This is a genomic window from Pseudomonas morbosilactucae, from assembly GCF_023241715.1.
Lineage (GTDB): Bacteria > Pseudomonadota > Gammaproteobacteria > Pseudomonadales > Pseudomonadaceae > Aquipseudomonas > Aquipseudomonas morbosilactucae.
Map to the genome: position 1 here is coordinate 29,004 of NZ_JALQCW010000079.1, position 12,885 is coordinate 41,888.

Consider the following 12,885-nt stretch of genomic DNA (forward strand, 5'->3'; position numbering starts at 1 on the left):
TTGATCAGTCAGCGCGAGGCGGGCTGTTCTGTGGGGCTGGCAGCAATTTGTCCGGGCTGATGGCGATGTGTGCGCCATTGTCCAGTTTGATCTGGCCGGCGCTGACCACTTGCTCGCCCTGAGCCACGCCCTTGTTGATCAGCACCAGGCCGCTGCGGCGTTCGCCGGTGTCGACGAAGCGCCGTTCGGCGATCAGGATCGGCTGGCCCTTGTCGTCCTTCTCCAGGCTGCCGTCAGCGGCCTTCTTCTGCGCCACCACATACACCGAGTTGCCATAGAGGGTGTAGGTGATGGTGCTTTCCGGCAGCACCACACGGTTCTTGGGGTTGGCCAGCAGCACTTGCAGGTCGGCGAACATGCCTGGCAGCAGCTTGCTGTCGGGGTTGGCCAGGGTGGCGCGAACCAGCACGTTGCGGGTGGTGCTCTCGACCTTGGGGTTGATCGCGCTGATGTTGCCGGTGAAGTGCTCGCCCGGGTAGGCGGAGACGCTGATCTGTACGGCTTGGCCGAGGCTGATGGCGGGCACCGATTGTTCCGGTACGTAGAAGTCCAGGTAAAGGCTGCTCAGGTCCTGCAGGGTGGCGACCACCGTGCCGCTGGCCAGGTAGTCGCCGACGTCCACCTGGCGAATGCCGATGGTGCCGCTGAAGGGCGCGAGGATGCGCTTCTTGGCCAAGGACGCCTTGAGTTGGTTGACCGTGGCCTTGTTCTTTTGCAGTTGCGCCGAGAGTCGGTCGAACTCGCCTTTGGAAATGGCCTGGCTACCCACCAGTTGGCTGCCGCGCCCATAGTCCAGCTGGGCCAGGCCGAGGTCGGCCTGGGCCGTTTCCAGCAGGGCGCTTTCCACGGCGTTGTCCAGTTGCAGCAAAGGTTGCCCGGCCTTGACCTTCTGCCCGGACTGGAACTGCAGGTCCTTCACCGTGCCAGCCACTTCCAGGCTGAGGTTGACCCCTTGCAGGGCCTTGAGGGTGCCGACACTGGGCAGACGTTCCTGCCAGGGCTGCTCGTTGGCCGTCGCCACGGCAACGCTGATCGGCGGCTTGGGCACCGAGAACATCTGGACCATCTGGTAGATGGAGAACGCCTTGTAGCCGGCCAGCAACAGCACGACCAACAAGACAATGCCCAACATGATCAGCATGCGGCGACGCAGCATATTCCGTTTCCTTGGAGAAAAAGCCGGGAAAGACAAGCGCGGTAGCCGGGAACATTACTCCGACTTGCAGGGCTGTTCCAGATGGCTATCCGGCCATCCGTACGCCCTTCGCCGGCGCGGCGAAGGGCGCGACTCTAGATCAAATGCAGATGGTTGTCCCAAAGGCCTGCGGGCAGGTCCAGGGGTTTTGCTACAAGCTGTTTCTGGCGGCAGTCGTAGAAGCGGCAACGCCCTTGCCCGGAGGTCACCACGAAGCCATCGGCCACCGCGCCAACGCCCGCACAGTCGGGCAGAGGGGCGTCCAGGCGCACCTCGCCGCTGTCCAGGTCCCAGATGAAAAAGCGGTTGCCCCGGGGAGCCGTCAGGGCCACCAGGCGCAGTTCGCTGTGCACCGCGACACTGGCGGTGTAGTGCCCCATGGCTTGTAGCTGATGCTCGGCCACCGGAAAGGCCACGAAAGGCTGGCCGGGGCGTTTGATGGCCAGCAACTCGGAGGGCTCATGGGCGGCGCCCATGAACTGCTGGCCGGTGACGATGGTGCCGTCGCTGGCAATGCCCATGTGGCGCACGCTGTTCATCTGCTGGGCCAGGGTTTCCTTGCTCAGCAGGGTGCCGTCGCGCTGCATCAGCACCAGGCTCGGCTCCATGGCGTTGAGGTTCATCTCTACCCGGCTTTCGGCTTCGGTACGGATACCGCCGTTGGCCACCACCAGGGTCTCGCCGTCGGGCATCCACGACACTTGGTGGGGCCCGATGCCGTGGGTCGAGATCTCGCTATCATGCACCAGGCGCTCGCCTTCGAACCGGTACACCCCGAGCAGGCCGCGGCCGGGATCCAGGGTGTCGTTCTCGGTGGCGTACAGCCAGTCGCCGCTCTTGTGGATCACCGCATGCCCGTAGAAGTGCCGGTTGGGCCGGGACACCAGGGTTTGCAGCAAGCGGCCGTCACGCAGGTCGATCAGGTAGCTTTCGGTGCCCGGGCGGCGGGCGACGAACAGGGCAATCGGCAAGCTCGGGTGGTTGATGATGTCGTGGCAACGTTGGCCGACCTGGGTGGCAAACAGCTGTTTGCCGTCCAGTTGATAACCGACGGCGTAATGCTTGCCGTCCCCATCATCCCTGGCCGACAGCAGTACCGGCGGCTTGTCCTTTTGCTTGAACAGCGTCCAGCCACCCAAGGTCACGGCGCTGAGCAGCAGGCTGCCCAGTGCCAAAGCCTGACGTCGCAGCATCATCAGTCACCGTCGTTGGCGTTGAAGCCCAGTTGAATGCCCAGCGCCTTGGCCAGTTCGCCTTCATGCAGGCGGTGGACCACGTTGAGGCTGTCGTAGAGGTCATTGAGTTGCTGGCGCCCGGCGTCGTCGTTGAGCATTTCACTCAGGGAGCGCTGGCTGCTGGCGAACAGTTTGAGGGACGCGGCATAGGCGGCGTCGATCTTCTCGGCCAACGGCTTTTGCTCAGCCGGCAACAGGCCGCGCAGGCCTTTGTTGTCGACCCCGGCCCAGACGGTTTGCGCCGCGCTGAGGCTGGCTTCCAGGCTTTGCAGGGACGACTGGCTACGCCAGGCATCGGCCTGGAATGGCTGGGGAATGCCCTTGCTCTGGCGACCCATCGGGGTGCCGAGCTTTTTCTTCAGGGTGTCCAGGGCGGTGACCTGGACCCGCAGCAGGTCGGCAATCGCTTCGTGGGAGTCGGCGTAGCGCTGGTTGGGGAACTTGCTCATCTGCGCCAGCATGCCGTCGTTGGTGTTCCAGCTGGAGAGGATTTCCTCGGCCAGTTGCTTCTGACGTTCGCCAATGGCGGTCAGCAGGGGGCAATAGCGGGCTTTCTGCTCGCTGTTGGCCATGTCGACCTTGGCGTCGAACAGGATGTATTCGTAGGCCGAGAGGCCCTGCACCACAACACTGGACTTGGCCAGGGCAGCGGCGTCGATCTGCGGGCTGGCGGTGACCAGCTGTTCGACCTGACGGCCCACCAGGTTCTTTTTGTCCGGCCAGAACTGCACCTGCCAAGCGCGGTTGCCCTCGGCCAGCGGGCCGATCAACAGCGGCTGCAACTCAGCCCAGGCTTTTTGCGCGTGGAGGAAGTCGGCACGGGCGGTGTCCAGGTTCTCTTTGCCTTCGCAGAACGCCAGGGCGCTGATGGCCAGTTGGCGGTCGGCGTCGACCCAGCGGCTGTACGTCGGCAGGATCACTTGTTTGGCGATGGCGGCAGACGTCACGGCTTGTGGGTCCTGGGGCGAGCAGGCGCCCAGGGCGATGGCGGCAAGGCTGGTGAAGAGCAGTTTGGGGCGGAACATGTTCGGGCTCCCGTTTCTTTTAGAGAAGGTGTTTATAGAGAATTCAGGAATGCCAGCAACGCAGCGCGCTGTTGGGCATTGAAGGTTAATACCTGTTGCTGCGCCGCTTGGGCTTCGCCGCCGTGCCAGAGCACGGCTTCGAGCAGGTTGCGGGCGCGGCCGTCATGCAGGAACTGGCTGTGGCCACTGACCGTTTCGCTCAGGCCGATGCCCCACAACGGCGGGGTGCGCCAGTCGCGGCCGCCGGCCTTGAATTCGCTGCGGTGGTCGGCCAGTCCTTCGCCCATGTCATGCAACAGCAGGTCGCTGTAGGGGCGAATCACTTGATTGGCCAGTTCAGGTTCCGCAGCATCGGCCGCGGTGGTGAATTGTGGCGTGTGACAGGATTGGCAACCGGCCTGGTAGAACAGGTTCTTGCCGGCCAGGACCTGCTCGGCGCCCACGTCGCGGCGTGCGGGAACGGCCAGGTTACGGGTGTAGAACAGCACCAGGCGCAGGATGTTCTCGCTGACCTCCGGTTCGCCGTCCGGGCCGTTGCCATTGGGGGCGTGCTTACAGGCGGTCTGGGTGTCGGTGCAATCATCAAAGGGTCTCAGGCCGGTGGTCAGGCCCATATCACCAGAGAACGCGTGAACATTTTGTTGATTGAGGTTGGGTTGCCCGGCTTTCCAGCCAAAACGCCCGAGTACGGTTTTGGCCTGGGCATCGTCCCAGACCCAGTTCGGCCGGCCGGCAATGCCATTTTTGTCTTTGCCCTGCTCGGCGGCATTGGCCAGGATCGCCGCCTCGGGAATGGCTTCCAGCAACCCCAGGCCGATCATCGGCGGCGCCACCCTGGCAGAGAATTGCGTCTCGGGGTGCATCGGTCCGTAGCCCAGTTGGGTGATCTGCAGCCGCGGTTTGCGCAACTCCACCAGGGTGCCATCCTTGAAGCGCACGGGCAGCGGCTCATAGTCGACTCGCACCTTGCCTTCCGGGGCCACGCCGGGCACGGCCATGTCCTGCAGCTGCCCGCCGTAGACCGGTTCCGGGACTACGCCCATCTGCTCGATGACCTTGGCGTACGGCGGGGCATCGGGGATCGACAGGCGCACCAGCATCGACACGGCGTTTTCCGCATCCGGTGCCGGTGGATGGCCGCGGCCGTCTTTGACATGGCAGTTCTGGCAGGCATTGGTGTTGAACAACGGGCCCAGGCCATCGCGGGCGGTGGTGGTGGACGGGGCGATCACCCAGGGGCTGCGGAAGAAGCTGTTACCCACGCTGAAGTCCAGGCGCCGGGTCGGCGACAGGTTGGCGGAAGGCAGGGAATAAGCATTCTGGTCGGTCTTGCGCACGGTCGCTGCACCGCCCGAGCGGGCTTCACCCGGTTCGGCCTGGGTAAAGCGCGGGGCATCATCGCAGGCACTCAGGCCCAGGGCCATGAAGAGTGCGGTGCAGCGAAGCAGCAGCGGGGGCATCGGACATCCTGCAAGACGAGCAAAACAAGGGCGCAAAGTCTAACAGGGCAGGGGGGATTGAATAAGAGGAATTATCGTTTGGTTTGATGCAGGGCAAATAAAAAAGGCGGCCATCAGGCCGCCTTTTTACACAGACGCAGCGATCAGAATTCGTGATCGGCGTTGTCCGGGTTCAGGTCGCTGATGCCCAGCTTGCCGGCAGCCTGCTCGATCGAGCCGGTCTGCTTCACCAGGGAGGCGATGGCGTCGCGCACGATCTGGTTGCCAGCGGTGTTGCCGGCGGCGATCAACTGGTCGTAGTGCTCACCCTTGTTGGCGTGATCGACCATGACCTGGATCTTGGCTTCGGTGGCTTCCAGATCGGCCTTGAGGGCCGCGTCGGCGGCCGGGTCGGCCTTGGCCACCAGGGACGACAGGCTGGCGCCGGTCAGCTTGGTGCCGTCGACGCGGGTGTATTCGCCCAGGTAGACGTTACGCACGCCCTTGGCGTCGTAGAAGTGCGAGTTGTGGGTGTTGTCGCTGAAGCAGTCCTGCTCGTCTTCCGGCGAGTTGGCTTCCAGGGATACTTTCATCCGCTCGCCCGCCAGTTCGCCCAGGGAGAGGCTGCCCATGCCGAAGAGCATTTTGCGCAGGCCGGTTTCAGCCGGTTCGGCTTCCAGGGTGGCGCGGTAGTTGTCAGCCACGTTGGGCTTCCAGTTGCCGACCATTTCTTCCAGGTCGGTGACCAGCAGTTGGGTCACGGCTTTCAGGTAGGCACGACGACGTTCGTTGTGGCCACCGGTAGCGCCGGCGCCTTCCAGGTAGTCGGACGCAGGACGAGCGCCGGCGCCTGGGCCGGTGCCGTTGAGGTCTTGGCCCCAGAGCAGGAATTCGATGGCGTGGTAGCCGGTGGCGACGTTGGCCTCGGAACCGCCCAGCTCATTGAGGCTGGCGAGTTTTTCCGGGGTGATGTCTTTGACGTCGACCTTGTCTTCGCCGACCTGTACTTCAGTGTTGGCGATGATGTTGGCGGTGGCACCCGGGTTGCCCAGGGCGTGTTCGTAGGACTTGTCGACGTAGTCGATCAGGCCTTCGTCCAGCGGCCAGGCGTTCACCTGACCTTCCCAGTCATCAATGATGGTGTTGCCGAAACGGAACACTTCGCTCTGCAGGTAAGGCACGCGTGCAGCGACCCAGGCGCCTTGGCGGCTTTCAGGGTTTCGTCATTGGGCTTGGCAAGGAAGGCGTCGACTGCGGTTTGCAGGGTTTTCGCAGTGGATTCGGCATCGCTGTAGACGGCGAAGACCATGTCGGCGTAATGCGCGACCACGGCCTTGGCGGCGGCTTCGTCGACTTTGCCGGCATTGGCAGCCGCCGCAGGAGCAGCCGTGCTGGCAGCTGGGGTTGGCGCTTGCGGTGCGGCAGCCTTGTCTTTGCCTTCGCCGCAACCGGCGAGGGAAATAGCGATGGCCAACAGACTGGCGGTAGCCAGAGGCATACGAATCATGGCGAACATCCTGCTTCGAGAGGGGTAGACGGGCGCGGGGGCGCGCAAAACTGCAACATAATGCGAAAGATTTGCATTAGGTGTAAAGGGTTGTACCTGTAAATATTTCTTATTCACAGGTTGATTGCGCTGGGTCAGTGGGGCCGGTGCCGAGGCCGCTTCAGAGGATCGCCGCGTTGCTGCGCTGGGCGTGTTTCAGGTAGGCGCTCAACTCACGTGCCGGCAGGGGTTTGCTGTAGTGGTAGCCCTGACCCTCGTGGCAGCCCTCGGAGATGATGTAGGCCTCTTGCTCGGCGGTTTCCACGCCTTCGGCGATGACCTGCATGCCCAGGCTTTTGCCCAGTTGGATGATGGCCCGGACGATGGTCGCATCGTCATCATCGTCCAGCAGGTCCTGGACGAAACTCTTGTCGATCTTGATTTTGTCCAGGGGCAGGCTCTTGAGGTAACTCAGGGATGAATAGCCGGTGCCGAAGTCATCGATGGCAATCAGCGCCCCGGAGCGACGCAGACTGAGCAGATGCTGGGCGGCCGTGCTGATGTCGTCCATCAGGCCGGTTTCGGTGACTTCCAGCTCCAGGCTGCGGGGCGGCAGGCGGTACATCTGCATCAGGTTGTTGACCACTCGCGGCAGCTCGGCGTGGTGCAGTTGCACGGTGGACAGGTTGACCGCCATGCGCAGGTCGCTGAAGCCCAGGTCATGCCATTCGCGCAGCTGGCGGCAGGCCTGGTCCAGCACCCACTCGCCGATGGCGATGATGGTGCCGTTCTGTTCGGCCAGGGGAATGAACAGGTCCGGTGGCACCAGACCGTGTTCCGGGTGCTGCCAGCGGATCAGCGCTTCGACGCCCACCACCCGGTGATCGCGGTAGCTGATCTGCGGCTGATAGACCAGGTAGAACTGCTCCTTGGCCAGGGCGTCGCGCAGGTCCTTCTCCAGCTCGCGGCGGCGGCGCATTTCGCTGTCCACGCTGGCGATGTAGAACTGATAGCGATTGCGCGAACGGGTCTTGGCCAGGGTCATGGTCTGTTCGGCTTTCTGCAGCAGCTTTTCGGTGCTGTCGCCGTCTTCCGGGAACAAGGTGATGCCGATGGTGGCGCGCAGGCGGATCTGTTGGTGATCGAGGGCGAACGCCGCCTCCAGGTCGTCGAGAATGCTCTGCGCCAGTTCCGCTGCTTCGTAGGGTTGTTCAATGTCGGCCTGGACCAGGGCGAACTGGTCGCCCCCCAGGCGGGCCAGTGCACCCAGGCGGCCGCTGTGGGCACGCAGGCGGTCGGCCAGGGCCAGCAGCAGTTGGTCACCGGTCTGGTAACTGAACTGTTCGTTGATGCCCTTGAAGTCGTCCAGGCCGACACAGAGCACCGCTACTCGGCGTTGCAGGCGGCCGGCGTCCACCAGGATCTTGTCCAGCTGTTGCTGCAATTGCTGGCGGTTTGGCAAGCCAGTGAGGAAGTCGTACTGGGCCATGCGCAGCAGGCTGTTTTCCGCTTCGTGGCGCAGGTGGGTGTTGCGCTCGATGGAGGCCAGCAACTGGTTGGCGGTGTTGATCCAGAGCCCCAGTTCGTTTTTTTCATGGCCCTTGAGCAAAGGAATCTGGTGTTCGCTGGGACGGTCGGGGTTGATGTCGGTCAGGTGCTCGATGATTCGCGACAGCGGTTTGGTCAGCAACCAGTGATAGACCAGGTACAGCACCAGGCCCATGGCCAGGGCGCGCAGCACACCCGAGATGAAAATGATCACCGAGTTGACGATAAAACCCTGGCCGTAAGTGGCGGTGTCGAGGGTGATGCTCAGGTCGCCGTAGTACTCGCTGTAGGGGCCACGGCCGACCAACTGGGTGGTGAAGGTGCGTTCCTGGCCAAGAATCAGGTCGGTCAGCCAGCGGCTGGGGGAGTTCTGCAGGTCGCGGCTTTTCTCCGCAAGCATGGTTTCGTTGGGATGACCGATGGACGCCATGCGCACGGCGTCGTCCTGGAACAGGCCTTCAATGACTTGCATGCCCATCTCGCGGTCCAGGCTGTAGACGGCTTGTGTCGAGGGGTCGCGAAACATATCGAGGATGCGCTGGGCATCGTTGGCCACTGCCTGCCGAGTCTTATAGGCATCGAAAACGATCTGTGCGCAGCTCAGGACCACGCCCACGATCAGTGCCGACAGCAGCACAACCCGGAGCAACTTCACCGACAAGCTGTTTTTGAGTTCCAGCTTCAAAGGGCTATTCCTTGTTCCGTGCGCGTAGCGTCAAAGTGCCATCAGTATTGGCATTCCCGTCTTGGCCGTAAAGAGACAATCATGGCCGGGGTCTATCGCCGGCAGGCTTGGCTGGGGTGTTCCGATCAAGAACAATTACGCCTGCTGGTAGTGTGTCGGTAAACAAGCCCTGTAACTTGAGGGCTGGGGCTTAACTTTTACCCGAAAATGATGTTAGCGCGCCAGTGCGGCGGAGCAAGAAATCGGCTGGGCCACAGGCGAAAAAAAACCCGGACAGGCCGGGTTTTTTACACTGCAAACGGGCTTAGGCGACGAAGGTCTTGCCTTCGAACTGCTCAGCCACGAATTTCCAGTTGACCAGGTTCCAGAACGCTTCGACGTATTTAGGACGAACGTTGCGGTAGTCGATGTAGTAAGCGTGTTCCCAGACGTCGCAGGTCAGCAGCGGGGTGTCGCCGCTGGTCAGCGGGTTGCCGGCGCCGATGGTGCTGGCCAGGGCCAGGGAACCGTCAGCCTTTTTCACCAGCCAGCCCCAACCGGAACCGAAGGTGCCGACGGAAGTCTTGGTGAACTCTTCCTTGAACTTGTCGAACGAACCGAAGGCTGCGTTGATTGCTTCAGCGAGCGCGCCGGTTGGTTGACCGCCGGCGTTTGGCGCCAGGCAGTTCCAGTAGAAGGTGTGGTTCCAGACCTGAGCGGCGTTGTTGAAGATGCCGCCCGAAGAAGACTTGACGATCTCTTCCAGGGTCTTGCCTTCGAACTCGGTGCCTGGCACCAGGTTGTTCAGGTTCACGACGTAGGTGTTGTGGTGTTTGTCGTGGTGGAATTCCAAGGTTTCCTTGGAGATGTGCGGCTGCAGGGCATCGTGTGCATAAGGCAGCGGCGGCAATTCGAAAGCCATGATGATTCTCCTAATCAGGTCAGTTGCGGTGAGCGCAAGGCCGATCACGGGCGGCCAAACAAGCGCCGGGGAGTTTGTACTCTTTGCGGCGCAGGGACCGGATCATAGCACCGGGGGTGCGGCTTAACCACGCAACAACTGTGTGGGATAGAGGTTCCAGAGCCTTTTGGAATAACTCATGGAGCGCTGATGAGTTGGTAGGCGACGCTGAACATCATGACCGCCACCAACAGGTCGAGAACCCGCCAAGTGCCAGGCCGAGCCAACCAGGGTGCCAACCACGCCGCGCCGAGGGCCAGGGTGAAAAACCACAGCAGGGAAGCGCTGGCGGCGCCCATCACATAAGCACCGGGTTCAGTCTGTTGGGCGCCCAGGGAGCCGATCAGCAATACCGTGTCCAGGTACACGTGAGGGTTGAGCAGCGTCACCGCCAAGGCACTGAGCAATACCGCGCGCAATGAACGCACCTTCTGCTGGGCCCCTTGCTCCAGGCTTTGCCGGGCGCAGGCGCGCCGCAGGGCCTGGGTGCCGTACCAGATCAGGAAGGCCGAGCCGCCCCAGCGAGCCACAGCCAGCAGGGTCGGGTTCTGCGCCAGCAAGGTGGCCAGGCCGAATACCCCGGCAGCCACCAGCAAGGCGTCGCAGGTGACGCACAGCGCCGCCACCGGCAGGTGATGCTCCCGGCGCAGGCTTTGCGCCAGGACAAAGGCGTTTTGGGTGCCGATGGCCATGATCAGGCCGGCCGCCACCAAGAGTCCGTTTACATAGCTTTGCCACATGCGCCTATTCCCCTTGGGTTGCCAGTTTGTGCAGCACGCCCATGGCGCGCTGGGCGTCGGCCCGGCCGACAAACAGGTGATCGTGGTAATAGCCCGCGACCACGTTGCAGCTGATTCCAGCGTCTCCCAGGGCACTGGCGAAGGCGGCGGTGAGGCCGACCGCGTCCAGGGCCGAATGCACCGTGAGGGTGATCCACGCCGCCACGTAATCGAAGCCCAGCCCCAGGCGTTCAGCCTGCTGGCGTTCAAGGATCACCGTCAGCCCTTCCTGTTCGCGAAAGCTGCCCAGGGGTTCGCAGTCCCCAAGCTGGCTGCGTTGGGCAATCGAGCAGAATACGTAGTCGCCGTCGTTGAGGTGCGGGCTCATGCTGCGCAACAGGGTGGCGAGGGAGGTTTCACCGGTCATGAAAAAGGTCCTTGAGCGAAGAGGCATGCTGGCTATTTTCCGGGCGCAGCCTGTATAAGAAAAACCAATATTGCTGATCGCTCATTAGGAAAACTGATGTTCGACTATAAATTGCTCTCCGCCTTGGCCGCCGTCGTCGAACAGGCTGGCTTTGAACGTGCCGCGCAGGTGCTGGGCCTGTCTCAGTCGGCGATTTCCCAGCGGATCAAATTGCTTGAGGCCCGCATCGGCCAGCCGGTGTTGATACGTGCGACGCCACCAGCACCAACGGAAATCGGTCGACGCTTGCTCAACCACGTGCAGCAGGTGCGTCTGCTGGAGCGCGACCTGCAAAGCCTGGTGCCGGCCCTGGATGAAGAGGGCTTGCCGGAGCGTCTGCGGATCGCCCTCAACGCCGACAGCCTGGCCACCTGGTGGGCGGCGGCGGTGGGAGATTTCTGTGCCGAGCATCACCTGCTGCTGGACCTGGTGGTGGAGGACCAGACCGTGGGCCTCAAGCGCATGCGTGCCGGCGAGGTGGCGGCCTGTGTCTGTGCCAGCGAGCGGCCGGTGGCGGGCGGTCGCAGCCAGTTGCTGGGGGCCATGCGTTATCGGGCCCTGGCCAGCCCGGCATTTATCGCCCGGCATTTTCCCCATGGCGTTCGCGCCGAAGAACTGGCCCGCACCCCGGCGCTGGTATTCGGTCCTGACGATTTCCTGCAACACCGTTACCTGGCCTCGCTGGGAGTCGAAGGTGGTTTTGAGCACCACCTGTGCCCGTCGTCCGAGGGTTTTATTCGCTTGACCGAAGCCGGCTTGGGTTGGGGGCTGGTGCCTGAATTGCAGGTGCGCGAGCAACTCGAACGGGGCTGGCTGGTGGAGTTGTTGCCGGATAAACCGATCGATGTGCCGCTGTACTGGCATCATTGGCGCAATGGCGGTCAACTGCTGGGGTTGTTGACCGAGCACCTGGCCCGTTGCTCGGCGCAATGGTTGGTGCCCTGGGGGCAGCCATAAGCGTCAAGCAGCATGCAGCCGATGAAGAGTCTGCGGGTCGTTTTGACCTGGCGCCTTCAGCCTGGCGCGAGTCACTGCATTTCTAGGAGAACTCATGAAAATTCTGGTCACCGGCGCAAGCGGCTTTATAGGCGGGCGTTTTGCTCGCTTTGCCCTTGAGCAAGGCCTGCAAGTCCGGGTCAACGGTCGCCGTGCCGAAGGTGTAGAGCACCTGGTGCGGCGTGGCGCCGAGTTTATCCAGGGGGATTTGGGCGACGCCGATCTGGTACGCGAACTGTGCCGCGACGTCGAGGCGGTGGTGCATTGCGCCGGTGCCGTGGGTCTGTGGGGGCGTTATCAGGATTTTCACCAAGGCAATGTGCTGGTCACTGAAAACGTGGTGGAAGCCTGCCTGAAGCAACGGGTTCGGCGCCTGGTGCACCTGTCTTCGCCGTCGATCTACTTTGACGGCCGTGACCACCTGGACCTGACCGAAGAGCAGGTGCCCAAGCGCTTCAAACACCCCTATGCAGCCACCAAGTACCTGGCTGAGCAGAAGGTTTTCGGTGCCCAGGAGTTCGGCCTGGAAACCCTGGCCCTGCGCCCGCGCTTTGTTACCGGCGCGGGGGACATGAGCATTTTTCCGCGGCTGTTGAAGATGCAGCGCAAGGGACGCCTGGCGATTGTCGGCAATGGCCTGAACAAGGTGGACTTCACCAGCGTGCAGAACCTCAACGAGGCGCTGCTCAGCAGCCTGCTGGCCACCGGCTCGGCCCTGGGCAAGGCCTACAACATCAGCAACGGGGCGCCGGTGCCGGTGTGGGACGTGATCAATTACGTGATGCGCCAGATGCAGGTGCCGCAAGTCACCCGCTACCGCTCGTATGGCCTGGCCTACAGTGTTGCGGCGCTCAACGAAGGCTTCTGCAAACTTTGGCCCGGGCGCCCGGAGCCGACCCTGTCGCGCCTGGGCATGCAGGTGATGAACAAGAATTTCACCCTGGACATCAGCCGTGCCCGGCACTACCTGGACTATGAGCCCAAGGTCAGCCTGTGGACGGCCCTCGATGAATTTTGTGCCTGGTGGAATGCCCAGGACATGCTTTGAAAATAAACACTGAACCGGGTTTGCCCGGCAGTGTCGATGAGTGCGGCGAAATAGCGGTTTATACTCGCCGCATTCAGTCACCACGCGGTTCAGAAAGGTTGCC

General features: G+C 62.6%; 10 protein-coding genes and 1 pseudogene. 2 read left to right on the forward strand and 9 right to left on the reverse strand.

All coding sequences use genetic code 11. From position 1 onward, the window contains the following. Positions 1-4: 4 nt before the first annotated feature. The 9 genes and pseudogenes from M1B34_RS26785 to M1B34_RS26825 all read right to left on the reverse strand — a co-directional run bounded on the left by M1B34_RS26785 (position 5) and on the right by M1B34_RS26825 (position 10,699). Positions 5-1,156, reverse strand: coding sequence for an efflux RND transporter periplasmic adaptor subunit (locus M1B34_RS26785; RefSeq protein WP_123328651.1), 1,152 nt, complete (start codon positions 1,154-1,156; stop codon positions 5-7). Between the two features lie 134 nt (positions 1,157-1,290). Next, positions 1,291-2,388, reverse strand: a complete 1,098-nt coding sequence (locus tag M1B34_RS26790; RefSeq protein WP_268266711.1) for a DUF1513 domain-containing protein — start codon at positions 2,386-2,388, stop codon at positions 1,291-1,293. A 2-nt stretch (positions 2,389-2,390) separates the two neighbouring features. Further along, positions 2,391-3,455: an imelysin family protein gene (locus tag M1B34_RS26795; protein ID WP_123328650.1), complete on the reverse strand. Its 1,065-nt coding sequence runs from the start codon at positions 3,453-3,455 to the stop codon at positions 2,391-2,393. A gap of 32 nt (positions 3,456-3,487) precedes the next feature. Continuing rightward, on the reverse strand, positions 3,488-4,915 hold the full coding sequence (locus M1B34_RS26800; RefSeq protein ID WP_268266701.1) for a di-heme oxidoreductase family protein: 1,428 nt from the start codon (positions 4,913-4,915) through the stop codon (positions 3,488-3,490). Positions 4,916-5,058: 143 nt separating this feature from the next. Further along, positions 5,059-6,401: pseudogene (locus M1B34_RS26805) on the reverse strand (imelysin family protein). A gap of 160 nt (positions 6,402-6,561) precedes the next feature. Continuing rightward, positions 6,562-8,613, reverse strand: a complete 2,052-nt coding sequence (locus tag M1B34_RS26810; RefSeq protein WP_123328647.1) for a putative bifunctional diguanylate cyclase/phosphodiesterase — start codon at positions 8,611-8,613, stop codon at positions 6,562-6,564. Between the two features lie 304 nt (positions 8,614-8,917). Then, positions 8,918-9,514 (reverse strand): superoxide dismutase, encoded by a 597-nt coding sequence (locus tag M1B34_RS26815; RefSeq protein ID WP_123328646.1) that lies wholly within the window; start codon positions 9,512-9,514, stop codon positions 8,918-8,920. A gap of 176 nt (positions 9,515-9,690) precedes the next feature. Then, positions 9,691-10,293 carry a LysE/ArgO family amino acid transporter gene (locus M1B34_RS26820; protein WP_123328645.1) on the reverse strand — a complete coding sequence of 201 codons (603 nt, stop codon included), beginning with the start codon at positions 10,291-10,293 and terminating at the stop codon, positions 9,691-9,693. A gap of 4 nt (positions 10,294-10,297) precedes the next feature. Continuing rightward, positions 10,298-10,699 carry an ACT domain-containing protein gene (locus M1B34_RS26825; protein ID WP_268266702.1) on the reverse strand — a complete coding sequence of 134 codons (402 nt, stop codon included), beginning with the start codon at positions 10,697-10,699 and terminating at the stop codon, positions 10,298-10,300. Positions 10,700-10,795: 96 nt separating this feature from the next. Here M1B34_RS26825 and M1B34_RS26830 point away from each other — a divergent pair, with 96 nt between their 5' ends. Then, the gene (locus tag M1B34_RS26830; protein ID WP_123328643.1) at positions 10,796-11,695 is read left to right on the forward strand and encodes a LysR family transcriptional regulator ArgP; all 900 of its coding nucleotides are present in this window, start codon (positions 10,796-10,798) and stop codon (positions 11,693-11,695) included. Positions 11,696-11,789: 94 nt separating this feature from the next. Next, positions 11,790-12,782, forward strand: a complete 993-nt coding sequence (locus tag M1B34_RS26835) for an NAD-dependent epimerase/dehydratase family protein (RefSeq protein WP_268266703.1) — start codon at positions 11,790-11,792, stop codon at positions 12,780-12,782. Positions 12,783-12,885 lie beyond the last annotated feature (103 nt).

What these genes read in the sequence shown, in the direction of transcription:
- M1B34_RS26785 (WP_123328651.1), bottom strand. Translation starts at nt 1,156, where the DNA reads ATGCTGCGTCGCCGCATGCTGATCATGTTGGGCATTGTCTTGTTGGTC.
- M1B34_RS26790 (WP_268266711.1), bottom strand. Translation starts at nt 2,388, where the DNA reads ATGCTGCGACGTCAGGCTTTGGCACTGGGCAGCCTGCTGCTCAGCGCC.
- M1B34_RS26795 (WP_123328650.1), bottom strand. Translation starts at nt 3,455, where the DNA reads ATGTTCCGCCCCAAACTGCTCTTCACCAGCCTTGCCGCCATCGCCCTG.
- M1B34_RS26800 (WP_268266701.1), bottom strand. Translation starts at nt 4,915, where the DNA reads ATGCCCCCGCTGCTGCTTCGCTGCACCGCACTCTTCATGGCCCTGGGC.
- M1B34_RS26815 (WP_123328646.1), bottom strand. Translation starts at nt 9,514, where the DNA reads ATGGCTTTCGAATTGCCGCCGCTGCCTTATGCACACGATGCCCTGCAG.
- M1B34_RS26820 (WP_123328645.1), bottom strand. Translation starts at nt 10,293, where the DNA reads ATGTGGCAAAGCTATGTAAACGGACTCTTGGTGGCGGCCGGCCTGATC.
- M1B34_RS26825 (WP_268266702.1), bottom strand. Translation starts at nt 10,699, where the DNA reads ATGACCGGTGAAACCTCCCTCGCCACCCTGTTGCGCAGCATGAGCCCG.
- M1B34_RS26830 (WP_123328643.1), top strand. Translation starts at nt 10,796, where the DNA reads ATGTTCGACTATAAATTGCTCTCCGCCTTGGCCGCCGTCGTCGAACAG.
- M1B34_RS26835 (WP_268266703.1), top strand. Translation starts at nt 11,790, where the DNA reads ATGAAAATTCTGGTCACCGGCGCAAGCGGCTTTATAGGCGGGCGTTTT.